The following is a 21,479-nucleotide window of genomic DNA, read 5'->3' as shown; positions in this document are numbered from 1 at the left end:
TGCTATTCGAAGCGCGATAACCATTCAGAGGTTCGCGCTCATGCAAAAGTTCACCATCCGCCGCCCTGACGATTGGCATCTGCATCTGCGTGACGGCGCCGTGCTGGAAGGCGTGATCGGGGATACCTCCAGGCATTTCGCCCGCGCCATCATCATGCCGAACCTGGTGCCGCCGGTCGTCACTACCGCGGATGCGGCGGCCTATCGTGAGCGCATCCTGAAGGCATTGCCGGCAGGCGACCGCTTTCAGCCGCTGATGACGCTTTATCTCACCGAGCACACCGATCCCGACGATGTCGAGGAAGGCAAGAAAAGCGGCCTCATCACCGCCGTCAAACTCTATCCCGCCGGTGCGACGACCAATTCCCATGGCGGCGTGCGGAATATGGACAGGGCGATGCCGGTGCTGGAGCGCATGGCCAAGATCGGCCTGCCGCTCTGTGTGCATGGCGAAGTGACGTCGCCGGATGTGGACATTTTCGACCGCGAGGCCGTTTTCATCGAAACCGTACTCGATCCGCTGCGTCAGCGCCTGCCGGAACTGAAAGTCACCATGGAGCACGTGACGACATCGGACGGCATTGACTACATCAAGTCGGCAAAGGCCAATCTCGCCGGCTCGATCACCACGCATCACCTGATCATCAACCGCAACGCCATCCTCGTCGGCGGTATCAGGCCGCATTATTACTGCCTGCCGGTCGCCAAGCGCGAAAGCCACCGCCTGGCGCTGCGCGCTGCCGCCACGAGCGGCGACGCCAGGTTCTTCCTCGGCACCGATTCCGCCCCGCATGTCGATCCGCTGAAGGAATGCGCCTGCGGCTGCGCCGGCATCTACACATCGGTCAACACCATGAGCTGCCTGGCCCATGTGTTCGAACAGGAAGGTGCGCTCGATAAACTCGAGGCTTTCGCTTCACTGAACGGCCCCGCCTGGTATGGGCTGGCGGCGAACGAGGATCGCATTACGCTGATCCGCCGCGCGGAATCGGTGGCCTTTCCCGACAAGATCAAAACCGAAGCGGGCGCCATTACCGTGTTTGATCCGATGTTCCCCTTGCACTGGGATGTCGAGGCTTAAGAAAAATAATCCTGCGTGCCGATAAAAATATTTTTGTTTGGAGACTGCTTTCGTAATATCAAAGGCATATTTTATTGAAATACATGATCTTTATCGGATCCCGTAACCAATATGATACCCCTTGAGGGGTAGCGTTATGCCGATCCCCAACGGTGCGGAATGAAACCGTCGAAGGAAAAGCATGGAGCTCGACTATAATTCTCTTCTGCTTGCCCTTGGCGTTTCTGCGTCCTGTCTTGCGGTGACGCTGGGCGGAAGCTGGTTTTCCCGCCGGCCTGAGACATTCCTGCTGAGCTGTTCTGCGGGCCTTGTGCCGATCGTTGTCGGGATTTTCACCTATGGTGCCTATGTCGACAAGCCGCGACCGATACTCGCCATTCTCACCTTCGTGCTGTTTTTTATTGGCTTTTCGATCATCTGGGCGGCGGGATATCAGTTCCGCACGCGTCGGTTTTCCAAGACCCGCGCTTTGCTGGGAAGCTTGACCGGCATTGCCGCTTCCGTGCCGGCCATGCTCGCCGGTTATGATGGCCTCGCTTTCATGGGCGACAATATCGTTGTCGCGGTGCTTCTGCTGTTGACGGCGCGCGAATATTGGTTGAGCCGTCATGAGGCGCTGACGCCGCTCTATGGCATCGCAGCGCTTTACACGCTGACCGCCATTTCCTTTGCGCTGTGTGCGGGCGTCCTGATCTGGGACGGTAAGCTCGTGCTCGGCCATGCGCCGGACAATTGGGCCGAAGATGTCAGCCTTGCCATCTGCATTGCCGGCATGACTGGCATCGGCGCCCTGTCGCTGGCGCTGCATCAATGGCGTCAGGCGGCGCATCATCGTCAGCAGGCCATCACCGATCCGCTGACCGGTCTGCTCAACCGGCGGGCTCTGTTCGATCTCTATGGCCACCGCTCTTTCGGCCCGTCCATGGCCGTAATCGTCTTCGACATCGATCGCTTCAAGTCCGTCAACGATCAGTATGGCCATGCCACCGGCGACATAGTGCTTAAGCTTTTTGCCAAGGAATTGTCGGCCGGACTGCGGGCCTCCGACAAGGTCGCTCGTCTTGGTGGTGAGGAATTTGCACTGGTCCTCGACAATGCCTTGTCGGGCCGGGCAGAGCAGATCGCTGAGCGGGTCCGCGACGCTTTTGCTGCCCGTGAAATCATCGCCGACGGCAAATCGTTTGCTTGCACGGTCAGCGCCGGTGTCGCGCTCGGCACCGCCGAGGGTATCGGTTTCGACAGCGTCCTCAGCACCGCCGACAAGGCGCTTTATGCTGCCAAGCGCAATGGCCGCAACCGCGTCGAGGTTGCGGTCTATCTGCACGCCGTCTCGCCGGACGTTTCTCGTACGGCGTCCTGACGATCAATTAAAACAGAGCCCGGACGAAGGCGCATGAGGCGAGCAGCGACGCCACCGTACGCACATGGTTCCACTTCGTCCAATCGCTGAGATAGGTACTCCATAGCTGAGCTGCTTCCGCCGTGCGGCCATCGACCTTATCCAGGGCGTCATTCAAGGGGACGTTGAAGACCATGGTCGAAAGAAGGCTGGCGACGAGGTAGAGCGCCGCGCCGGCAATCATCAGGATGCTGGTGCCGCCCCGCCAATAGAGCATTGCCATCACGGCGATGAACACCGAGAGCGCAGCCGTCAACAGGAACAGTGCGATAAAGGGTGAACGCACAATCGTCGTATTGATCGATTGCATGGCGGCGACGCCCTGATCGACGGTAAGACGGGCGAAGGCCTGCATAATGAAGGTCGAGAAGGCAAAATAGACGCCGGCGAGAAGGCCGCTGCCGAGTGCGGCGGCGATGAGAGCGATGTTCGTGATCGGGTAGGTCATGATTGGACACTCCAGATGCCGCTTGTGGCGGTTCCACGGGCATAGTCGGAAAAATTCCTGGGCGGCCTGGCGAGTACCTGTCGGACGACACGGCCGCCGGTTTTTCCCAATCCGCCGATGGCGGCGATCGTCGAGATCTGCATATCGGGCCTCCCTCGTTTAAAATGTGATAAATTATCTCATTTGCGAAATGTGATAAACTCTCTTATATCGTCTGTCAAGAACGACGGGCGAGTGGTGGCATGACGCAGGAACCGATTGTGAAACGCAGGCGCAGCAAGGAAGAGGCGGGGACACCGCGCCGAATCCCCAGCCAGCAGCGCGGCCGCGAGCGTGTCGAGCGGATCTTATCGGTTGCGATGGAGCTGATCGAAAAGAACGGCAGCGACGCATTGCGTATGGGCGAGATCGTCGAAAAGGCCGGAGTCTCCTTCGGTTCGCTCTATCAATATTTTCCCGACAAGACCGCCATTATCCGTGTCCTGGCCGAACGCTTCAACGAACAGGGGCGGCAATGTGTGGAGATCGAACTGGCGCGCGTGCAAAGCACTGACGATCTTCAGGGCGCGCTTGGCAGCATCGTCGACGGTTACTACGCGATGTTCCGCGATGAGCCGGTCATGCGGGATATCTGGCATGCGACCCAGGCGGACAAGCTTCTGCAGGAGATCGATGCCGAGGATATGGAATGGCATTCTCAGGCTTTTCTGGCCGTCCTTCATCGTCTCTGGCCGACGCGTGATTCCGAGGAGCTGGCTCGGATTGCGCGACTGACCATGCAATTGGTCGCCGCCGCCGTGCGCTATGCGATTTCGCTCGAGAAGGAGGAGGGCGACAGGGCGATCGCCCTGTTTAAGGCAATGCTGCCCGCTGATATCGGTGCTGTTTCGGAGAAGCCGCCGCAATCGATGCAATAGCCTCTGGAAGAGGCGCGCAGAGGACCGATCCGTCTGGAAACCTCGGCCACTTGCTGCTATTGCCGCAGGAATGTCTTAAATAGCGAAGGAGGCCTGCATGACCACCCAGATGACATTTTCCGATCGCGCCGTCATGGCCGAACTGGTGGCGAAGATGCTTTGGGAGATCAAGGCGGTGCATTTCAGCGCCGAGAAGCCTTATAAGTTGGCTTCCGGCATGGCGAGCCCGGTCTATATCGATTGCCGTAAGCTGATTTCCTACCCGCGCATTCGTTCGACAGTGATGGATTTCGCCGCCAGCATCGTCATGCGCGACGCCGGTTTCGAGCAGTTCGATTGCGTTGCCGGCGGCGAGACGGCGGGCATTCCCTTCGCCGCCTTCCTCGCCGAGCGTCTTGATCTGCCGATGATCTATGTCCGCAAGCAGCCGAAGGGCCATGGCCGCAATGCACAGATCGAGGGCCATATGCCGGAAGGGGCCCGTGTATTGGTCATCGAGGATCTGACAACGGCGGGCGGCAGCATGTTTACGTTCATCGACGCCATCCGTGCTGCCGGCGGCATCGTCGACCACGGTATGGCGCTGTTTTACTACGGCATTTTCCCGGAAGCCGAGGAGCGCTTTGCCAACGCGAAGGTTCGGCTCCACCATATCGCCACCTGGCGTGATGCGCTTGCCGTCGCCAAGGCGCAAAAGCTGTTCGACGACAAAACGCTCGAGGAAGTGGAAGCTTTTCTCAACGCGCCGCTCGCCTGGTCTGGCCGGAATGGCGGCGTATCGGAACTGGCAACAAAGTGATGCTTTGCTTTTGCCGTAAATTTATCTAATCGATTTACGGACTACACTGACAGACATGCCATCGAGGAGGCCGGAATGATATTGTGCTGTGGCGAAGCTTTGATCGACATGCTGCCGCGAGATACGACGCTGGGTGAAAAGGCCTTTGCGCCCTATGCCGGCGGCGCGATCTTCAATACCGCGATTGCGCTTGGCCGTCTTGGCGTTCCGACCGGTTTCTTCACCGGCATTGCCGACGACATGATGGGCGATATCTTGCGCGAGACGCTCGCGGCCGCCAAGGTGGATTACAGCTATTGCGCTATCGCTCCGCGTCCGAGCACGATCGCTTTCGTCAAGCTCGTCAACGGCCAGGCGACCTATGCCTTCTACGACGAAGGTTCCGCCGGCCGCATGATCACCGAGGCCGATCTCCCCGCTTTGGGAGATGACTGCGAAGCCCTGCATTTCGGTGCCATCAGCCTGATCCCGAATCCCTGCGGTGCGACCTACGAAGCGCTGATGAAGCGCGAATATCAAAGCCGGGTGATCTCGCTCGATCCGAACATCCGCCCCGGCTTCATCAAGGACAAGCCGGCGCATATGGGCCGCATCAGCCGCATGGCCGCCATGTCCGACATCCTGAAGTTCTCCGATGAAGATCTTGAATGGTTCGGCATCGCCGGCAACCATGACGAACTTGCGGCTCACTGGCTGAACCAGGGCGCCAAGCTGGTCGTTGTCACCAAGGGCGCCGAGGGCGCGACGGGCTATACGAAGTCATTGAAGGTGACGGTGCCGAGCGAACGCGTGACCGTGGTTGATACCGTCGGCGCGGGCGACACGTTCGACGCCGGCATCCTGGCATCGCTGAAGATGAACAATCTGCTGACCAAGGCGCAGGTTGCATCTCTGGATGAGAAGGGGCTTCGCGACGCGCTGGCCTTGGGCGCCAAGGCCGCGGCCGTTACGGTGTCCCGCGCAGGTGCCAACCCGCCCTGGGCGCATGAGATTGGGCTGTAAGAGGTCCTATCCCGCCCCTGGCGGCGGGAAAGCAATTTCTTAGGATTAGGCGAGGGCTTGCCCCTTGTCTAATTCTTAGAAATTGCAAGGGCGGGGGTAGGCAGGGACGTGACCAATGTCCAGCGGATCAGTGCAAGAAGCGGACCTCCACCCTTGCAATTTCAATGGCTTAGAAATTGCGAGAAGCTTTTGAAGATGCAGAGCTTCCGGTATCGCAATTCCTAAACCAATGAAATTGCTTTCTCGCCCGCCAAGGGCGAGATAACCTCGCGTTTGCCGCACCTTCACGTAAAAGGGCCCGCCTGACGCAACAGACGGGGCCATTTTATTCTTGGTCGAAGAGACTTACTTCGCCCGGCTTGCGAGCGCAGCCACCAGGCCCTGCGTCGACGAATCGTGGCCGGCAGCGCTTTCCTTGCCTTCGATGACCGGCAGCAGGCCGGTTGCCAGTTCCTTGCCGAGCTCGACGCCCCACTGGTCGAAGGAGTTGATGCGGAAGAGCACGCCTTCGACGAAGACGCGATGTTCATAGAGCGCGATCAGGCGGCCGAGTGCGTAGGGGGTCAGCTTGTCGTAGACGAAGGTGATCGACGGGCGATTGCCGGTGAATACGCGGTGCGGCGCGATGAAATCGGCCTTTTTATCGTCCATGCCCTTGGCGGTGAGCTGGGCCTTGGCTTCGGCGAAGGTGCGGCCCTTCATCAGGGCTTCCGACTGTGCCACACAGTTTGCCACCAGCAACTGGTGCTGGTGGCGCAGATCCGGTTCGAAGGCATTGGCGGCGATCATGAATTCGGCCGGAATGATGCTCGTGCCCTGGTGGATCAACTGGTAAAAAGCGTGCTGGCCGTTGGTGCCGGGCTCGCCCCAGACGACCGGGCCGGAATTGCCCTCGACCGGCGTGCCGTCGATGGTGACGCCCTTGCCATTCGATTCCATATCGAGCTGCTGCAGATAGGCGGGGAAGCGCGACAGGCGCTGGTCATAGGGCAGGATGGCGCGGGTCGTGTAACCCAGCACGTTGCGATGATAGAAGCCGATGAGGCCCAGCAGCATCGGCAGGTTTTCCTTGAGCGGCGCCTTGCGGAAATGGTTGTCCATCGCATGCGCGCCGTCGAGGAATTTGCCGAAATTCTCCGGACCGACAGCAATCATCAGCGGCAGGCCGATGGCCGACCAGATCGAGTAGCGGCCGCCGACCCAATCCCAGAAGCCGAAGACGCGCTCGCTATCGATGCCGAAAGCGGCAACCTTGTCGAGCGCGGTCGAAACGGCGGCGAAGTGATGCTGAACAGCAGCTTCACCAAGAGCCTTGGCGATGAAGTTGCGCGCCGTCTGGGCGTTCGTCATCGTCTCGATGGTGGTGAAGGTCTTGGACGCGATGATGAACAGCGTCGTTTCCGGCGCAACGAGCTTCAGGATATCGGCGATATGGGCGCCGTCGATGTTGGAGACGAAATGCGCGCGCGGGCCATCATGGAAGGGGGCAAGCGCCAGCGTCGCCATGACCGGGCCGAGATCGGAGCCGCCAATGCCGATATTGATGACGTCGGTGATCGCCTTGCCGGTCGCGCCTTTCAGCGTGCCCGAGCGGATACCGTCGGCAAATTTGCCCATGGCCGCTAGCACGCCGTTGACGTCAAGCATTACGTCCTTGCCATCGACGAAGACCGGCGTATTGGAGCGATTGCGCAGCGCGGTGTGCAGAACGGCGCGATTTTCGGTGAAATTGATGGCAACGCCCGAAAACATCTCGTCGCGCTTGGCTGCAATACCGCCTTCGTTGGCGAGCTTTTCGAGAAGCGCGAAGACCTCGTCGTTCACCGCAGTCTTGGAATAGTCCATCAGCAGGTCGTCAAGCGCGGTGCTGAAGCGGGAGAAACGTTGGGAGTCGGCTGCAAAGGCCGCGCGGATATCCGTGGCTTTGGTGGCCGCTGCAGTGCTCTTCAGTTGTTCGACGAGGGCGTTCATGGGGGCTCCTTGCGGTTCACGCCGCAGGCCATCTGGCGAGGGCGGGGCACTCTGAGTTGGTCGCGGAAACTATTCGCTTTGTAAGGGGTAAATCAAGTTCGCGCACCGGTAAAAACGAAAAAAGCCGCCCGCGGAGAAGGGCGGGCGGCTTTCCGAATGGCATGGAATAGTGACATCCAATTATGTCAGTTACGCAATTCCTTGCGCAGGATTTTGCCGACATTCGATTTCGGCAATTCGCTGCGGAATTCGATGAAGCGTGGCCGCTTGTAGTTGGTGAGGTTTGCAACGCAATGCGCCTTGACATCGGCCTCGGTCAACGCCTGATCCTTTTTGACGATGAAAAGCTTGACAGCTTCGCCCGAATGTTCGTCCGGCACGCCGATGGCCGCGGCTTCGAGAATGCCCGGATGCATGGCGGCGACTTCCTCGATCTCGTTCGGATAGACGTTGAAGCCGGAGACCAGGATCATGTCCTTCTTGCGGTCGACGATCTTGGTGTAGCCGCGCTCGTCCATGAAACCCATGTCGCCGCTGCGGAAGAAGCCGTCCGCTGTCATCACGCGTGCGGTTTCGGCCGGTTGCTTCCAGTAGCCCGCCATGACCTGCGGCCCGCGGATGCAGATTTCGCCGACCTCGCCGAGAGGCAGCGATCTGCCGTTCTCGTCGCGAATGTCGAAATCGGTGCCCGTGATCGGCAGCCCGATCGTTCCGGAGAATTGCGAACTGTCGAAGCGGTTGGCGCTTGCAACCGGCGAGGTCTCGGAAAGGCCATAACCTTCGGTGATCCAGGCTCCCGTCATTTTTTGCCAGCGCTCGGCAACCGGCCGCTGCACCGCCATGCCGCCGGCGAGGACTGCGGTATGGGACAGATCGAGCTTGGCGAATTCGGGATTGTTCATCAGCGCGTTGAACAGCGTGTTCAGGCCGGGGAACATATCGAACTTGTATTTGCCCAGCTCCTTGATGAAGCCCGGTATGTCGCGTGGGTTGGCAATCAGGACGTTATGACCGCCGAGTGACATGCCCATCAACGAATTCACCGTCAGCGCGAAGATGTGATAGAGCGGCAATGCGCAGACGAAAGTTAGCTGTTCGGGGCGCGGCTTGTTGATATAGGCGGATTGCAGCCAGAGCAGCAATTGCTGCTGGTTGGCGAGCAGATTGGAATGGGTGAGGATCGCGCCCTTGGCAACGCCGGTGGTGCCGCCGGTATATTGCAGGAACGCAATATCTTTGCCCGTGAGTTCGGCTGGTCTCAACGGCAGGCGCGCGCCTTCGGAGACCACACCCTTGAAGCCGCGATGGCCGGGGATGGACCATGCCGGCACGAGCTTCTTCACCTTGCGGACGATGAAGTTGACGATGTGGCCCTTGATGCCAAGCATGTCGCCAAGTGCCGTGACCACGACATGGCGCACATCCGTATGCCCCAGAACCTGCTCCACCGTATGAGCGAAGTTTTCAAGAACGAAGATCGCCTTGGCGCCGCAATCGCGAAGCTGGTGCTCGAGTTCGCGCGGCGTGTAGAGCGGGTTGACGTTGACGACCACGAGGCCGGCGCGAAGTATGCCGTACACGGTCACGGGGTTTTGCAGCACGTTCGGCATCATGACGGCGACGCGATCGCCCTTCTGAAGGCCGAGGCTCTGCAGCCAGGCGGCGATTTTGCGCGTCTGCGTATCGAGGTCGCGATAGGTAATGGATTTGCCCATGCTGGTGAAGGCGAGCTTGTCGGCATAGCGCGCGCAGCTTTCTTCCAGCAGTTCGATGAGCGATGCGTGCTCCAACGGCGGCAATTCGGCCGGTACGATATCCGGATAGGAAGCAAGCCATATTTTGTTGACCTGCGGTCTATCCGAAGGAGCAGAGACTGAATTCATGCGCACTTCCTCCCTTACGCATCATCACGCCTCGCCCTTGGCGAGCCGCGGCTTTGTAGCGTGGCACTGCTTCGCTGAAAAGTCTCCCGCTTTTCACAGTGCTGCCGCTTTTGCCCTCACCTAAAGACGTAGAGCAACAACGAAAAGCTATACTAACTTTGACGTAAACGTCAATAATCCCTGCGCGTTAACCATTTTTTAATAACTTTGAAAAAAGTACTGGAACTTTTGCCAAGACAGCGCGTTAATATGGCCGTGGGCGAGAACCCACCGGAGCATCGTGCTGCCCCCGTAAACGCTTAAGGCGGATCGGACGCTCCAAAAGTTTATGTGAAGCGTATCCAAGAGGAGGTGCGCACATGCATAAAGAGAGTGCCGATACGATGAGCCGCGATCTTTACATCAAGGACATGTCGATGCTGGTGGCCTGCGATCGGGTCGAGGGGTCGAAGGTCTTTGGATCCGACGGCAAACAAATCGGTCATATAGAGCGCCTGATGATGGAAAAAAGCGATGGACGTATCGCTTTCATCATCCTGAGCTTCGGCGGCTTTTTCGGCATCGGCCAGGACCACTACCGGCTGCCGTGGGAGAAGCTGCGCTATGACGCCCGCATTGACGGCTACCGCATCAATATGACCAAGAACGACGTCGAAAAGGCGTGTCGTTTCGCCAGCAAGGACGATACCCTCGTCCATAAGGACCGTGGCCATAAGAGCCATGACTATTTCGGTGTGCCTCCCTACTGGATGTAGGCATGCAAATAGTCGAAGCCAGACCGGCCCCGTTTGCGCGGGGCTTTGGTTTGCGTAGCTTTTATTGAAACCGCCCGTTCCTTTGCATCACCTCGATCTTGTAACCATCGGGATCGGTGACGAAGAAGAAGAGCGCGAAAAGTTTTCCATCGCGATTGAGTTCAACGATCTTGCCGGGGTTCAGGCCGAGTTCCGTGAAGCGCGTATGTTCGTCCCGCAGTTCGTCGACCGAAACGGCGAGGTGGCCATAGCCTTCTCCGAGCGCATAGGGCTGGACGCGGCCCTGGTTGACGGTCAATTCCAATTCGAAACCGGTCTCGGCACTGCTGAGATAGATCAGCGTAAAGGTCGGGAATGCGACGCGGTCGGCAACCGTGAGCCCGAAAGCCTTGCCGTAGAAATCGACCGAGCGCGCTTCATCGAGTACCCGGATCATCGAATGGATCATTTTCGCCATAGGTAGCCTCCTGCCGCTGTTTTCCCCAAGAACATACCTTTTATGCAAGCTGTGCTCGACGTCGGCATGACTTCTACTAGCCAAATGTCGTGTGCGGGCAAACACCGCGCAGAATGGGCCTCTCAATTCGAATTTGCTACCTCTCATGGCAGGGGCTCGCTGCTGAGCCTTGGCAACCGGAAGGGGAGCGATCATGGACGTATACGAGGCGGTTACGAGCCGACGGGCGGTGCGCGGATTTACCGACCGACATATCCCGAAAGATGTGCTGAAGCGCGTGGTGGCGGCCGCAGCCTGGTCGCCATCCGGATCAAACCTCCAGCCGTGGAACTCCTACCTAGTGACCGGTGCGCCGCTGGCAGAGCTTAAAAAGCGCGCCGGCGAACGTGTGGCCGCACATGATGCCTGGGACGAGCGGGAATACGAGATGTACCCGCCCGAACTGAAATCACCCTATCGCGAGCGCCGATCCGCCTTCGGCCATGAGCGCTATAGCGCACTCGGTATCGCCGAGGGCGATTGGGAGGCGAGGCAGAGGACCGCCTCCGCAAATTGGGATTGTTTTGGCGCGCCTGCGGCCTTGTTCTGTTACATCGACCGCAAGCTGGGCGCACCCCAATGGGCCGATGTCGGCATGTATCTGCAGACCGTCATGCTGCTGCTGCGCGGCGAAGGGTTGCATAGCTGCACCCAAATGGCGTGGTCGGTATATCGCAAGACTGTCGCGGAAGTCCTGTCACCGCCCGAAGGGCTCACCCTCTTCTGTGGCATGTCGATCGGGTATGAGGACGTCACGGTTCCTTACGTCCGTACGGGCCGGGCACCGATCAACGAGACCATCACTTTCGTCGACGGTTGATTGCGATCTCGCTCCGGCAGCTATGTCAGTGCGATTGCAAGCCGATTTTGCGAGTGACCGCGGTTTCAATCAGTTCCATGCCGTCGTAGATCAGCACCGCCATCAGGCCGACGATCAGGCCGCCCTGCAGAATGAAAGCGGTATTGTCGTTGATCAGGCCGGCGATGATGACTTCGCCGAGCCCCTTCGCCGCAACGGTCGAGCCGATGGTTGCGGTGCCAATATTGATGACGGTGGCGATCTTCAGCCCTTCGATGATCAGCGGCAGTGCAAGCGGCAGCTCGGCCCGAAACAGCCGCTGCCAACCATTCATGCCCATGCCGTCGGCGGCGTCCAGTACGGAGGCGGGCACCTGCTGCAGGCCGGCGACGGTATTCTCGAAGATCGGTAGCAGGGCGTAAAGAAAAAGCGCGATCAGCGTCGGCACCGCGCCGAAACCGGTGGTGGAGATGGCGAGCGCCAGCACCGCGACCGGAGGAAAGGTCTGGCCGGCATTGGCGATCGCCCGCGACAGCGGCAGGAAATCGGCGCCGCTCTTGCGGGTGACGAAGATGCCGCCGAGCACGGCAAGAATGCCGCTGGCGGCGATCGAGATGAGGATCAGCTCCATATGGCTGATCGCGAGACCGACCAGGCTGTTTTGCGTATAGATCGGCGATGCACCGAATTTGGTGAGCGGCGCCAGGATCGGCATCAGCCATTCCGGCCGGAACAGCAGCACCAGCAGCAACGCCAGTGCCAGGAACCGGAAGATGTTGGCGGTCAGAAACTTCATGCTTTGCGGCCCAGCTCGATCAAATGCTGCATGGAGATCGAGCCGACCGGCACCTTGCTGTCGTCTTCCACGGCAGCCTCGTCAGCACCCTGCCAGATCATCTCGGCCAGGGCATCGCGCAGATTGAGCGTCTGCGGCAGGCTGTAGCCGAGGCCCGGTCGCGGCGGCTGCATGCTTTCCTTCAGCGGCAGCAGCGACATCAGCTTTAGCGCCCGGTCGGAGGTGCCGGTCAGTTGCTGCACGAAGGGATCGGCCGGCTCGGTCAGGATCTTCCCCGGTTCCGAACATTGCAGCAGCTTGCCTTCGCTCATCACGGCGATCTGGTCGCCGAGATGGAAAGCTTCGTCCATGTCGTGGGTGACGAGCATGATGGTGGTGCCGAACTGCTTCTGGATTGCCAGAAGATCGTCCTGCGCCTTGCCGCGGATGACCGGGTCGAGCGCGCCGAAGGGTTCGTCCATCAGCAGCAGTTCCGGTTCCGCCGCAAGCGCACGGGCGACACCGACGCGCTGTTGCTGGCCGCCGGAAAGCTGGCTCGGATATTTCGCCGCAAAGGTGCCGGGATCGAGATGGAAGAGATTGAGCAATTCCTCGACGCGCCGGTCGATGCGGGCTCTGTCCCAGCCGAGCAATTGCGGCACGGTAGCGATGTTCTGTGCCACGGTACGGTGCGGAAACAGGCCGTGGCCCTGAATGGCATAGCCGATGCGGCGGCGAAGTTCGGTCGCCGGCACGCTCATGACATCCTTACCGTCGACCGAAATCTGGCCGGATGAGATCGGTACCAGCCGGTTGATCATGCGCATCAGCGTCGACTTGCCGGAGCCAGAGGTGCCGACAACGACGGTGATCGTGCCCTTTTCCATGCTCATGCTGACATTATCGACCACGGTGGCGTTGCCGTAGCGCTTGGTCACGCCCTTCAGCTCGATCATGGTGGTCATGCGTGTTGTCCCCGGATGCTGTCGATGACCGCATCGAGGATGACGGCCGATGAGAATGCGAGAAGGACCGTCGGCACGGCGCCGAGCAGCACCAGGTCATTGGCTGTCTGGCCGATGCCCTGGAAGATGAAGAGACCGAAACCGCCGCCACCGATGAGCGCGGCGACTGTAACGAGGCCGATCGCCTGCACCAGCACGATGCGGATGCCGGTCAGGATAACCGGAAAGGCGAGCGGCAGGTCGATGCCGGTCAGGATCTGCCGACGGGTCAGCCCCATGCCGGCGGCGGCATCGCGCACGGACGGGTCGACGCCGGCAAGCCCGACGACAGTGTTGGCGACGATCGGCAGCAACGAATAGATCACCAGCGCCACCAGCGCCGGCGCAGTGCCGATGCCTTGAATGCCGAGCGCGGCTGCGAAAGGAACGTGTGTCGCGATATAGCCGAGCGGCAGCATCAAAATGCCGAACAGGGCCAGGCTCGGAATGGTCTGCACCAAGCTCAGGCCGCGCAGCACGACAGCGCGAAGCCTCGGCTGCCAGTAGCAGAAGATACCGAGCGGCAAGGCAAGCAGGATGGCGATGGCGACCGAGCCGAGCGACAGGAACACATGGCCAAGCGCCTCATTCCAGAACTTGTCCGCATTGTTGGCGTATTCCTTCATGATCGACAGATTGTCGAGCAGGCCGGATCTGAGAATGATGCCGAGGATCGCCGCATAGAGCGCGAGCGCGGCGACGCGAAGCCATGGCGTGAGCTGCAGCTTGACCAGCGCATCCGAGATCACCAGGCCGATGACGGCGAGCAATATCCAGAAGGAGCCGCCCGGCGTAATGCGGGCGACGGTGCTGCTGGCAGGCGTGGCCGCGGTGGAAACAAAACCGAGCGTGACGATCAGAAGGGCAATTGCGAGCGTGGCGATGCCGAGGCGGACGAGCTGGTTGCGCAGAAAGAGAGCGGCGAGGGCGGTGACGATGAGAAGGGCTAGAAGCGCTAAGGCGACGGGCTGGGCGAGGAGCTGCGTCAACAATTGCGGCTTGCCGGCTGCGATGCGGTTTGCCTTGACGATGATGAACGGCATCGACGCCGCCGCGAGGCAGCCACCGGCCACCAGCACCACCCCGAGACGGTCCACCCTGCGCACCGCAAGCCCATCTTCCATCAAGCAAGCTCCGTCAGCGCATGATGCCAAAACCTGCGAAGCGGTTCTTGGATAAGATCATGCCTCATCAAATATCCCTGCGGCCCCACTCTATCAAAGCGAAGCCGCAGGGGTGATAGGTAAAGTCTTACTTCAGGAAGCCGTTTTCCTTGAGGTAGGATTCGGCAACCGACTTGGCCGGTTCGCCGTCCACCTGGATGCGGCCGTTCAGCTTGCGGAGCACGTCGGCAGTCAGGCCCTTGAAGATCGGGGCCAGAACTTCCTCAATCTTCGGATTGGCCTTCAGTACGGCTTCGCGGATGATCGGCGTCGGCGCATAGACCGGCTGCACGCTCTTGTCGTCTTCGAGAACCGTCAGTTCGGCCGCTTCGATGGCGCCATCCGTGCCGTAGACCATGGCGGTGTTGACGCCGTTGGTCTTGTCGGCAGCAGCCTTGATCGTTGCTGCGGTGTCGCCGCCGGAGAGCACGACTTCCTGGTCGGGCTTGATCTGGAAGCTGTAGGTCGTCTGGAAGGCCGGCAGAGCCGCCGGCGAGTTGACGAACTCGGAAGACGCCGCAAGCTTGATCGGTCCGCCGCCGGCAACCCACTTGCCGAAATCGGACATGGTCTTGAGCTTGGCCGGACCGGCGACGTCGTTGCGAACGGCTATCGCCCAAGTGTTGTTTGCCGGCGACGGCGTCAGCCAAACGATCTTGTTGGCGTCGTAATCCAGCTTCTTCGCCAGATCATAACCCTGCTGCAGGTTCTTCCAGGCAGGATCGTCTGATTTGTTGAAGAAGAAGCCGGCATTGCCGGTATATTCGGCGTAGACGTCGATTTCGCCGGCCGTGATCGCCTTGCGCAAGACAGGCGTCGTGCCGAGTGCGATGCGGTCCTTGGCCGTGATGCCGTTGGCGTTGAGCGCGGCCAAGATGATATTGCCGAGCAGCGTGCCTTCCGTATCGATCTTCGAGGAGACCACGACGTCGGCAGCGCTGGCACCACTGGCGACGAAAGCCGTTAGCGCGGCGGCGAGTGCGAACTTCTTGAACATGATGTTTCCCTTTGTACCCCGTTGAACCGTTTGTCTGGCGTATCCGTTCGGTTCAAATCCGGTCCCCGGACACGCCACATATGGATGCGGGCCGAAGAACCCGCATGCGAAGTCCTGTCTGCGTCTGGGAAATAGCGCTCGCCGCCGAAAAATCGATGACACGCCAGTCCGCCACCTGCAGTCGCCGCGCGATTATGACGAGGGTGCCCGGCATAAGCGCGAAAATAGATTTCTTTTTTCGGGGGCAAGTGCGTTTGTTTTTGTTCCCCTTACCCGTTTCGCCGCCGTTCCGATCTCTCAGCGATCAGGATCAGTTAGGCGGTCATCGAACGATAGTCCTGGCCTTTTGGGTTTGGGATATCTTTTTTTGAGAACACACCATATCGTGTCGACATCTTGGTTCGGCTGCATGCGGAGAGGGCATGTGGCAGGCTCTAAAAGGATGGCCGGCTTGTATCTCGGGGCATTGTTCATCGCCGATACGGTTTTCTCGATCGGCTCCGTCAGGGAGACTGCCCGCAGGCTGTCCTTTTCAGCCTCGACCGTGTCGAGCGCGCTGCGGCGGCTGGAAACGGAGCTGGCGATGAAGCTCGTCGAGCGAGCGTCGGGCGAGCTTGCCACCCTGCTTGCCAGCTCGATGGTGCAGAAGGGCCTGCAGCCGATCCTGTCCGCCATGCGGCAGCTCTCAGCGCTGACGAAGGAGCCCCCGGCAGTACAGGACTATCCCGAATGGGCGGCCCGCCTGCCGCTGAAAATCGCCACCATCGAACGTTTCCTGGAGGTCGCCGATCAGGGCAGCATCAATCGCGCCGCCCGCCGTCTGCGTCTCGGTCAGCCGCAGCTTTCGCTGCAGATCGCCAATCTGGAAGAATTATTCGGTTGCCGCCTGTTCGAACGGCAGGCGCAGGGTTCGGTGCTGACCGATATCGGCCGCGAGGTCTATGCCATCTTCGCCGGTATCGCCGAGGCCTGGGACGAGATGAAGGCGACGGCGGACGAGCGATTTCAGCGGGCGGCGCGTGCAGTGCGCATCGGGTCGATCATCCCGACCGGCTCGGAAAGCTGGGTTGCGCGCTCGCTCGCCAGCCTCGTGGCACGCTGGAACATCAGCGGCAACCGCAACACGCTGTCCCTGATGCTGATGACGGCCGACGATTTGCGCGAGGCGCTGAGGTCCGGTCGCATCGACGTTGCCATCGTCGATTCCGTCTTCGGCCTCGATGCTTTCGAGCATATGGAGCTGGTGGCAACCGACATGGTGGCGATCGCGCCGCCTGGCAGCACGGAACAGACGGTGACGGCACTGGTCGAAAACCATCCGCTTTGCGTGCCGAGCCCGCGCACCGGCATCGGCAATGCGGCTACGGCCTTCGGCTATGACAGCGGCGACCGCCGTCGGTTTCGCGGTCGCGACATCACTTCGGCCGACTCGCTTCCCGTCATCGTCGACCTCGTCGCCAATCATGGGTATGTTTCGTTTCTCGGCCGCGTCAGCGCCGCGCCCATCGCCGACAAGGTCCGGATCGTCGATCCGGATCAGACTTTACCGCTCTCCTATCACCTCGCCCACAATGGCCGCCGCGCTTCGGTCGATGCCTGCCGGCTGATCCAAGAGGCGGTGCGGGAGCTGGTGGGCGGAACGGAAACCGCCCCGGCTTATGGCAACAGGCCGCATTTCTCACAAAGCTCATAGCTTTCGGCCATTCGGAACCATGCCTTCCCCCTGCGCGTTTATCTTCATGCCCCCGCATGCGCGGGGATGATGGCATCCAAGTCGGCACAGGTGTCGCCGGCTTACGGGATGCGTTCAAGGAGAAGAGAAATGAGGATCATTGCAGCGGCGTTAGTAGCGCTGGGCATCCTCGCTTTGCCAGTGACCGTTGATGCTCACCGCTACTATCATCACCATCATCATTACGGCGGCCCCAGCGTGATGGTCTCGCCAGGCTTCTTCGGCCTCTATGTCGGCCCAAGCTATGGCTATCATCGCTACTACTACCGCGATTATTATCGCGACCGCTATTGGGGTGGTCCGTATTATGGGAACTACCGTTATTGGCATCGTCCCTATTGGCGCGATCGCTATTACGACCCGTGGTACTGAGTAGGCGGGCGGCCCGCGCTCGCGGGCTGGATAAGATGAACGGCGCCGAATGGCGCCGTGGAGATGATTGTTTGGCTGCCGCGAGGTGAGATCAGACCGGGTTCAGCACATGCACGGCATGCGCGGCCATCAGGTGCTTCACTTTCTCCCCATAGGCCGCCATATGCGGCGCGGCCGCATGTGCCTTGAGCGCCGCCATGCTTTCCCATTTTTCAACCACCACGAATGTATCGGGACCGAACGCCGGATTGGCGCCTTCGACATCGACAACGGCGGTATATTCGATGCAACCGTCCTCGGCATGCACGGCCGGAACATTCGCCTGGAAGACTTCGAGCACGGCGGCACGCTTGCCGGGCAGGGCGGTGAGGATGGCGAGAACGTGGATCATGACGTTTCCTTTGAATGGATAGGGTGATTGAGATGCAGGAAGGCGGATTGCGCACATTGCGTGCCCGGTTCTGACGCATATCACAAATAGACGATGACCAAATGCTTGACTTTACTTTGATGCAGTTGCATTTCTCTATCTAGGCGTGAATTTCAATGCGCCGATCTATTGTGGCGTGAGGGGGCTTGCGCCTGAAAATCATGGGGAAAAGATGGCACTTTCTACGCAAGAGCAAATATTGATCGAACAACGCGTGACCAATGAAGCAAAATCGGTCGGCGCAGCCTATTTGCTTTGGTTTTTTCTTGGCACGCTGGGCGCTCACCGGTTTTATCTTGGTAGAACCGGCAGCGCGGTGGCGCAGTTGATTCTATGTGTAGTGGGCTGGCTTACGACATTCCTGATTATCGGCTTTGCGCTCCTGACGGTGCTTGGCATCTGGTGGATCGTCGATGCCTTCCTCATTTCCGCGATGATTTCCGAACAAAAGGAAGAGATTCGGCAACGTCTGACCGATCAGGCGCTCCGGACGAATCAGCAGGCGGAGCAGGCAAAACGCACCGTGATTTCAGCGCATGGGCAAAACGCGTAATCACGTTGGAAGTGGTTCTGCCGGTGGCACAATCAAAAGTAATGACATGACAATCGGCAAACATTAGTGCTTCCCTATATTCCTGATGATGGGAGGAAGCCAATGTCAACCGAATGGCCAATGTTCATATTGCAGTCGATTGTGGTTTTTGGCTTGGTAGGCGCCCTGTTCATAAGGGCCTAGCTATCCCAACGGTCCACCGGCTGAACCGCGGTTTCAAGTTTCCATAACAAGCAGCCCGACCGAACCGGCGGTCGAGCTGCTGTACGATCCGATCAGGGGTCAAATCCAATCAGATAACAAATCAGTATGCTAAACTTATTATGAGTCAACTAGCAGTTTGGGTCTTTTTTGTTTGGAGAAAAAGGCGCTAACGCCGAAACCGGTCAGCGAAGCCTCTAGGCCGTAACCCCACGGTGGGGGCCGCCTTGCTGAGATGGGCTGAAGACTGCAAGTCCTAGTGCAAGCACTAGGGATAGTCATATGACCAAGCATCAGGTTGAGGTGATCACATCGGTCGAGCGGCGTCGGCGCTGGTCTCGAGAGGACAAAGAGCGGCTGGTCGCAGCGACATTTGAATCGGACGCCAGCGTATCGGAGATCGCGCGTTCCGCCGGAATCCATACCGGGCAATTGTTCCGTTGGCGCAAACAGCTCTGCCAAATCTCAGAGCCACCCACGCCGCAATTTGTTCCAGTTGACGTCGTCGCGGCCTTGCCCGCGCCTGATCCTGTGGAGACGGCAGTGCCGCCACGACCGCGCAAGAAGGCGAGCATGGTGACGATCGAGCTTGGCCGGGGCCGACGTCTTCGCGTGGAGAGTGATATTGATCCGGAAGCCTTGGGCCGAATCCTTGACGTTGTGGAGCGACGATGATCCCGGTTCCGAGTGGTGTAAAAGTGTGGCTGGCGACCGGCTATACGGATATGCGGAAAGGCTTCCCAGGTCTGGCATTGATGGTGCAGGAGACGCTGAAGCGGGATCCGCACAGCGGCCATTTGTTCTGCTTCCGAGGTCGCCAAGGTGGGCTGATCAAGGTCATTTGGCATGATGGCCAGGGCGCCTGCCTCTTCACCAAAAAGCTTGAGCGGGGACGGTTCTTATGGCCGTCGGCCGCCGATGGCACGGTGGTGATTACGCCCGCACAGCTCGGATATTTGCTCGAAGGTATCGACTGGCGCATGCCGCAAAAAACCTGGCGTCCGAGCTCGGCAGGATAGCGGAAATCGCTGGAAAGGCAGGAGCGAATATGATTCCATCTTGCCATGACCGAGCCGGCTGATCAGCTTCCCGACGACCTTGCCAGCGCCCACGCGATGATCCTCGCCGAGCGTGCGGCACGCCGTGACGCGGAAGCGGTTGCCGCCCGCGCCCAGGCGGTGAACTCCCATTCTGATGCGCTGATCGCCCGTCTCCGGCTAGAGATCGAGAAGCTGAAGCGCGACATCCACGGCAGCCGATCGGAGCGCAAGGCGCGACTGCTCGAACAGATGGAATTGCAGCTCGAGGAGCTGGAAGCCGACGCTAGTCAGGATGAACTGGCAGCCGAGATAGCAGCACGTTCATCTTCGGTCAGAGCCTTTGAGCGCAAGCGTCCATCAAAGAAGCCATTCCCCGAACACCTGCCGCGCGAGCGTGTCGTCATTACCCCGCCCACCAATTGCCCGTGCTGCGGCTCGGCCAAGCTGGCGAAGTTAGGAGAGGACATCACCGAGACGCTGGAAGTGATCCCGCGTCAATGGAAGGTGATCCAGACTGTGCGCGAGAAGTTCTCGTGCCGGGAATGCGAGAAGATCACCCAGCCGCCTGCACCCTTCCATGTGACGCCACGTGGCTTTGCCGGACCGAACCTCTTGGCAATGATCCTGTTCGAGAAGTTCGGTCAACACCAGCCGCTGAACCGACAGAGCGAACGTTATGCCCGCGAGGGCATCGACCTCAGCCTCTCGACGCTCGCCGATCAGGTCGGAGCCTGCGCCGCGTCGCTAAAACCGCTGCATGCGCTGATCGAGGCGCATGTCCTTGCCGCCGATCGGCTGCATGGTGATGACACCACCGTGCCGATCCAGGCGAAAGGCAAGACCGATACTGGCCGCATCTGGACCTACGTCAGAGATGACCGGCCATTCGGCGGAACATCGCCACCGGCGGCGCTTTATTATGCCTCGCGCGACCGGCGGCAGGAGCATCCTGAGCGTCATCTCAAGAGCTTCACCGGCATTCTGCAGGCTGACGCCTATGGCGGCTACAACCCGCTATTCAAGGCTGATCGCGATCCGGGTCCGCTGACTCAGGCGCTGTGTTGGGCACATTCGCGTCGCAAGTTCTTCGTGCTTGCCGACATCGCCACCAACGCCAAACGGGGAAAGAATGCTGCCGAGATCTCGCCGGTGGCGCTCGAAGCCGTGAAGCGCATAGACGTTCTGTTCGACATTGAGCGCGACATCAACGGACTATCTGCCGATGAACGATTAGCGCGACGCCAGCAAGACAGCCGTCCACTCATCGACGAACTTCAAGACTGGCTTAGCTGCGAGCGGGCAAAGCTGTCGCGCAGTTCACCGGTCACCGAGCCCATCGATTACATGCTGAAGCGCTGGGACGGCTTCATATCGTTCCTCCATGACGGTCGGATCTGCCTGACGAATAATGCCGCCGAACGGGCGCTGCGCAGCTTCGCTCTCGGCAGAAAATCCTGGTTGTTTGCTGGCTCCGATCGCGGCGCCGACCGCGCCGCCTTCATGGCGACGCTAATTATGTCCGCCAAGCTCAATGACATTGATCCGCAAGCGTGGCTTGCCGACGTGCTCGCCCGTATCGCTGATACACCGATCACTCGGCTCGAGGGGTTGTTGCCCTGGAATTGGATGTCATCGTCACCAAATGCCGCTGCTGCATAGGAT

General features: G+C 59.7%; 23 protein-coding genes. 13 read left to right on the top strand and 10 right to left on the bottom strand.

Translation table 11 applies throughout. From position 1 onward, the window contains the following. The first annotated feature begins 40 nt into the window (after window positions 1–40). Together pyrC and GGD50_RS18120 are read left to right on the top strand one after the other, a co-directional pair. Window positions 41–1,081: a dihydroorotase gene (pyrC, locus tag GGD50_RS18125; protein ID WP_107106880.1), complete on the top strand. Its 1,041-nt coding sequence runs from the start codon at window positions 41–43 to the stop codon at window positions 1,079–1,081. Window positions 1,082–1,262: 181 nt separating this feature from the next. Then, on the top strand, window positions 1,263–2,441 hold the full coding sequence (locus GGD50_RS18120; protein WP_107106881.1) for a GGDEF domain-containing protein: 1,179 nt from the start codon (window positions 1,263–1,265) through the stop codon (window positions 2,439–2,441). Window positions 2,442–2,448: 7 nt separating this feature from the next. Here the strand turns inward: GGD50_RS18120 and GGD50_RS18115 are convergent, their stop codons facing one another. Together GGD50_RS18115 and GGD50_RS18110 are read right to left on the bottom strand one after the other, a co-directional pair. Continuing rightward, window positions 2,449–2,928, bottom strand: coding sequence for an anthrone oxygenase family protein (locus GGD50_RS18115; RefSeq protein ID WP_107106882.1), 480 nt, complete (start codon window positions 2,926–2,928; stop codon window positions 2,449–2,451). Then, entirely contained in the window at window positions 2,925–3,071 is a 147-nt protein-coding gene (locus GGD50_RS18110) for a hypothetical protein (protein WP_181315995.1), read from the bottom strand. Before GGD50_RS18110 ends, GGD50_RS18115 begins: the two co-directional genes overlap by 4 nt. A gap of 99 nt (window positions 3,072–3,170) precedes the next feature. Here GGD50_RS18110 and GGD50_RS18105 point away from each other — a divergent pair, with 99 nt between their 5' ends. The 3 genes from GGD50_RS18105 to GGD50_RS18095 all read left to right on the top strand — a co-directional run bounded on the left by GGD50_RS18105 (window position 3,171) and on the right by GGD50_RS18095 (window position 5,646). After that, the gene (locus GGD50_RS18105; RefSeq protein ID WP_107106883.1) at window positions 3,171–3,845 is read left to right on the top strand and encodes a TetR/AcrR family transcriptional regulator; all 675 of its coding nucleotides are present in this window, start codon (window positions 3,171–3,173) and stop codon (window positions 3,843–3,845) included. Between the two features lie 97 nt (window positions 3,846–3,942). Beyond that, a complete protein-coding gene (locus GGD50_RS18100) occupies window positions 3,943–4,644 on the top strand; it encodes an orotate phosphoribosyltransferase (RefSeq protein ID WP_107106884.1) in 702 nt (233 codons plus the stop codon). 75 nt (window positions 4,645–4,719) lie between these two features. Continuing rightward, a complete protein-coding gene (locus GGD50_RS18095; RefSeq protein ID WP_107106885.1) occupies window positions 4,720–5,646 on the top strand; it encodes a carbohydrate kinase family protein in 927 nt (308 codons plus the stop codon). A 345-nt stretch (window positions 5,647–5,991) separates the two neighbouring features. Here GGD50_RS18095 and pgi read toward each other — a convergent pair whose 3' ends face one another. Both pgi and GGD50_RS18085 read right to left on the bottom strand, forming a co-directional pair. Further along, on the bottom strand, window positions 5,992–7,617 hold the full coding sequence (pgi, locus tag GGD50_RS18090) for a glucose-6-phosphate isomerase (protein WP_107106886.1): 1,626 nt from the start codon (window positions 7,615–7,617) through the stop codon (window positions 5,992–5,994). A gap of 185 nt (window positions 7,618–7,802) precedes the next feature. Then, the gene (locus GGD50_RS18085) at window positions 7,803–9,500 is read right to left on the bottom strand and encodes a long-chain fatty acid--CoA ligase (protein ID WP_107106887.1); all 1,698 of its coding nucleotides are present in this window, start codon (window positions 9,498–9,500) and stop codon (window positions 7,803–7,805) included. Window positions 9,501–9,859: 359 nt separating this feature from the next. On the opposite strand from GGD50_RS18085, the gene GGD50_RS18080 reads away from it, so the two are divergent. Next, window positions 9,860–10,255 (top strand): PRC-barrel domain-containing protein, encoded by a 396-nt coding sequence (locus GGD50_RS18080; RefSeq protein WP_107106888.1) that lies wholly within the window; start codon window positions 9,860–9,862, stop codon window positions 10,253–10,255. A gap of 61 nt (window positions 10,256–10,316) precedes the next feature. On the opposite strand, the gene GGD50_RS18075 is transcribed toward GGD50_RS18080, so the two are convergent. Beyond that, entirely contained in the window at window positions 10,317–10,712 is a 396-nt protein-coding gene (locus GGD50_RS18075) for a VOC family protein (RefSeq protein ID WP_107106889.1), read from the bottom strand. 193 nt (window positions 10,713–10,905) lie between these two features. On the opposite strand from GGD50_RS18075, the gene GGD50_RS18070 reads away from it, so the two are divergent. Beyond that, window positions 10,906–11,571: a nitroreductase gene (locus GGD50_RS18070; protein WP_107106890.1), complete on the top strand. Its 666-nt coding sequence runs from the start codon at window positions 10,906–10,908 to the stop codon at window positions 11,569–11,571. Window positions 11,572–11,596: 25 nt separating this feature from the next. Here GGD50_RS18070 and GGD50_RS18065 read toward each other — a convergent pair whose 3' ends face one another. The 4 genes from GGD50_RS18065 to osmF all read right to left on the bottom strand — a co-directional run bounded on the left by GGD50_RS18065 (window position 11,597) and on the right by osmF (window position 15,489). Continuing rightward, window positions 11,597–12,346 carry an ABC transporter permease gene (locus tag GGD50_RS18065; RefSeq protein ID WP_107106891.1) on the bottom strand — a complete coding sequence of 250 codons (750 nt, stop codon included), beginning with the start codon at window positions 12,344–12,346 and terminating at the stop codon, window positions 11,597–11,599. After that, window positions 12,343–13,290: an ABC transporter ATP-binding protein gene (locus GGD50_RS18060; RefSeq protein ID WP_107106892.1), complete on the bottom strand. Its 948-nt coding sequence runs from the start codon at window positions 13,288–13,290 to the stop codon at window positions 12,343–12,345. Before GGD50_RS18060 ends, GGD50_RS18065 begins: the two co-directional genes overlap by 4 nt. Beyond that, complete coding sequence (locus GGD50_RS18055) at window positions 13,287–14,453, bottom strand: ABC transporter permease (protein WP_107106893.1); 1,167 nt, start codon at window positions 14,451–14,453, stop codon at window positions 13,287–13,289. Before GGD50_RS18055 ends, GGD50_RS18060 begins: the two co-directional genes overlap by 4 nt. A 127-nt stretch (window positions 14,454–14,580) precedes the next feature. Beyond that, window positions 14,581–15,489: a glycine betaine ABC transporter substrate-binding protein OsmF gene (osmF, locus tag GGD50_RS18050; protein ID WP_107106894.1), complete on the bottom strand. Its 909-nt coding sequence runs from the start codon at window positions 15,487–15,489 to the stop codon at window positions 14,581–14,583. 451 nt (window positions 15,490–15,940) lie between these two features. On the opposite strand from osmF, the gene GGD50_RS18045 reads away from it, so the two are divergent. Both GGD50_RS18045 and GGD50_RS18040 read left to right on the top strand, forming a co-directional pair. After that, the gene (locus GGD50_RS18045) at window positions 15,941–17,182 is read left to right on the top strand and encodes a LysR family transcriptional regulator (protein WP_107107046.1); all 1,242 of its coding nucleotides are present in this window, start codon (window positions 15,941–15,943) and stop codon (window positions 17,180–17,182) included. 129 nt (window positions 17,183–17,311) lie between these two features. Continuing rightward, window positions 17,312–17,593, top strand: a complete 282-nt coding sequence (locus tag GGD50_RS18040; protein WP_107106895.1) for a hypothetical protein — start codon at window positions 17,312–17,314, stop codon at window positions 17,591–17,593. A 91-nt stretch (window positions 17,594–17,684) separates the two neighbouring features. Here the strand turns inward: GGD50_RS18040 and GGD50_RS18035 are convergent, their stop codons facing one another. Continuing rightward, window positions 17,685–17,984, bottom strand: coding sequence for a putative quinol monooxygenase (locus GGD50_RS18035; protein WP_107106896.1), 300 nt, complete (start codon window positions 17,982–17,984; stop codon window positions 17,685–17,687). 211 nt (window positions 17,985–18,195) lie between these two features. Here GGD50_RS18035 and GGD50_RS18030 point away from each other — a divergent pair, with 211 nt between their 5' ends. From GGD50_RS18030 to tnpC, 4 genes are all read left to right on the top strand, one after another. Further along, window positions 18,196–18,576, top strand: a complete 381-nt coding sequence (locus tag GGD50_RS18030) for a TM2 domain-containing protein (RefSeq protein WP_107106897.1) — start codon at window positions 18,196–18,198, stop codon at window positions 18,574–18,576. A gap of 483 nt (window positions 18,577–19,059) precedes the next feature. Beyond that, window positions 19,060–19,452, top strand: coding sequence for an IS66-like element accessory protein TnpA (gene tnpA / locus GGD50_RS18025; RefSeq protein ID WP_107106899.1), 393 nt, complete (start codon window positions 19,060–19,062; stop codon window positions 19,450–19,452). Continuing rightward, window positions 19,449–19,796 (top strand): IS66 family insertion sequence element accessory protein TnpB, encoded by a 348-nt coding sequence (tnpB, locus tag GGD50_RS18020; protein ID WP_107106900.1) that lies wholly within the window; start codon window positions 19,449–19,451, stop codon window positions 19,794–19,796. Before tnpA ends, tnpB begins: the two co-directional genes overlap by 4 nt. A 45-nt stretch (window positions 19,797–19,841) precedes the next feature. Further along, window positions 19,842–21,476: an IS66 family transposase gene (gene tnpC, locus GGD50_RS18015; protein WP_107106901.1), complete on the top strand. Its 1,635-nt coding sequence runs from the start codon at window positions 19,842–19,844 to the stop codon at window positions 21,474–21,476. The last annotated feature ends 3 nt before the right edge of the window (window positions 21,477–21,479 follow it).

Origin of the sequence: Martinezella paranaensis (genome assembly GCF_014200235.1) — a bacterium.
In the GTDB taxonomy this organism is placed as follows: Bacteria; Pseudomonadota; Alphaproteobacteria; order Rhizobiales; family Rhizobiaceae; genus Rhizobium; species Rhizobium paranaense.
The sequence above is the reverse complement of the archived record's forward strand: the minus strand, read 5'-3'. Positions and strand labels throughout refer to the sequence as shown.

Coding starts and splice junctions, on each gene's coding strand:
- pyrC (WP_107106880.1), top strand. CDS start 41: ATGCAAAAGTTCACCATCCGCCGCCCTGACGATTGGCATCTGCATCTG.
- GGD50_RS18120 (WP_107106881.1), top strand. CDS start 1,263: ATGGAGCTCGACTATAATTCTCTTCTGCTTGCCCTTGGCGTTTCTGCG.
- GGD50_RS18115 (WP_107106882.1), bottom strand. CDS start 2,928: ATGACCTACCCGATCACGAACATCGCTCTCATCGCCGCCGCACTCGGC.
- GGD50_RS18110 (WP_181315995.1), bottom strand. CDS start 3,071: ATGCAGATCTCGACGATCGCCGCCATCGGCGGATTGGGAAAAACCGGC.
- GGD50_RS18105 (WP_107106883.1), top strand. CDS start 3,171: ATGACGCAGGAACCGATTGTGAAACGCAGGCGCAGCAAGGAAGAGGCG.
- GGD50_RS18100 (WP_107106884.1), top strand. CDS start 3,943: ATGACCACCCAGATGACATTTTCCGATCGCGCCGTCATGGCCGAACTG.
- GGD50_RS18095 (WP_107106885.1), top strand. CDS start 4,720: ATGATATTGTGCTGTGGCGAAGCTTTGATCGACATGCTGCCGCGAGAT.
- pgi (WP_107106886.1), bottom strand. CDS start 7,617: ATGAACGCCCTCGTCGAACAACTGAAGAGCACTGCAGCGGCCACCAAA.
- GGD50_RS18085 (WP_107106887.1), bottom strand. CDS start 9,500: ATGAATTCAGTCTCTGCTCCTTCGGATAGACCGCAGGTCAACAAAATA.
- GGD50_RS18080 (WP_107106888.1), top strand. CDS start 9,860: ATGCATAAAGAGAGTGCCGATACGATGAGCCGCGATCTTTACATCAAG.
- GGD50_RS18075 (WP_107106889.1), bottom strand. CDS start 10,712: ATGGCGAAAATGATCCATTCGATGATCCGGGTACTCGATGAAGCGCGC.
- GGD50_RS18070 (WP_107106890.1), top strand. CDS start 10,906: ATGGACGTATACGAGGCGGTTACGAGCCGACGGGCGGTGCGCGGATTT.
- GGD50_RS18065 (WP_107106891.1), bottom strand. CDS start 12,346: ATGAAGTTTCTGACCGCCAACATCTTCCGGTTCCTGGCACTGGCGTTG.
- GGD50_RS18060 (WP_107106892.1), bottom strand. CDS start 13,290: ATGACCACCATGATCGAGCTGAAGGGCGTGACCAAGCGCTACGGCAAC.
- GGD50_RS18055 (WP_107106893.1), bottom strand. CDS start 14,453: ATGGAAGATGGGCTTGCGGTGCGCAGGGTGGACCGTCTCGGGGTGGTG.
- osmF (WP_107106894.1), bottom strand. CDS start 15,489: ATGTTCAAGAAGTTCGCACTCGCCGCCGCGCTAACGGCTTTCGTCGCC.
- GGD50_RS18040 (WP_107106895.1), top strand. CDS start 17,312: ATGAGGATCATTGCAGCGGCGTTAGTAGCGCTGGGCATCCTCGCTTTG.
- GGD50_RS18035 (WP_107106896.1), bottom strand. CDS start 17,984: ATGATCCACGTTCTCGCCATCCTCACCGCCCTGCCCGGCAAGCGTGCC.
- GGD50_RS18030 (WP_107106897.1), top strand. CDS start 18,196: ATGGCACTTTCTACGCAAGAGCAAATATTGATCGAACAACGCGTGACC.
- tnpA (WP_107106899.1), top strand. CDS start 19,060: ATGACCAAGCATCAGGTTGAGGTGATCACATCGGTCGAGCGGCGTCGG.
- tnpB (WP_107106900.1), top strand. CDS start 19,449: ATGATCCCGGTTCCGAGTGGTGTAAAAGTGTGGCTGGCGACCGGCTAT.
- tnpC (WP_107106901.1), top strand. CDS start 19,842: ATGACCGAGCCGGCTGATCAGCTTCCCGACGACCTTGCCAGCGCCCAC.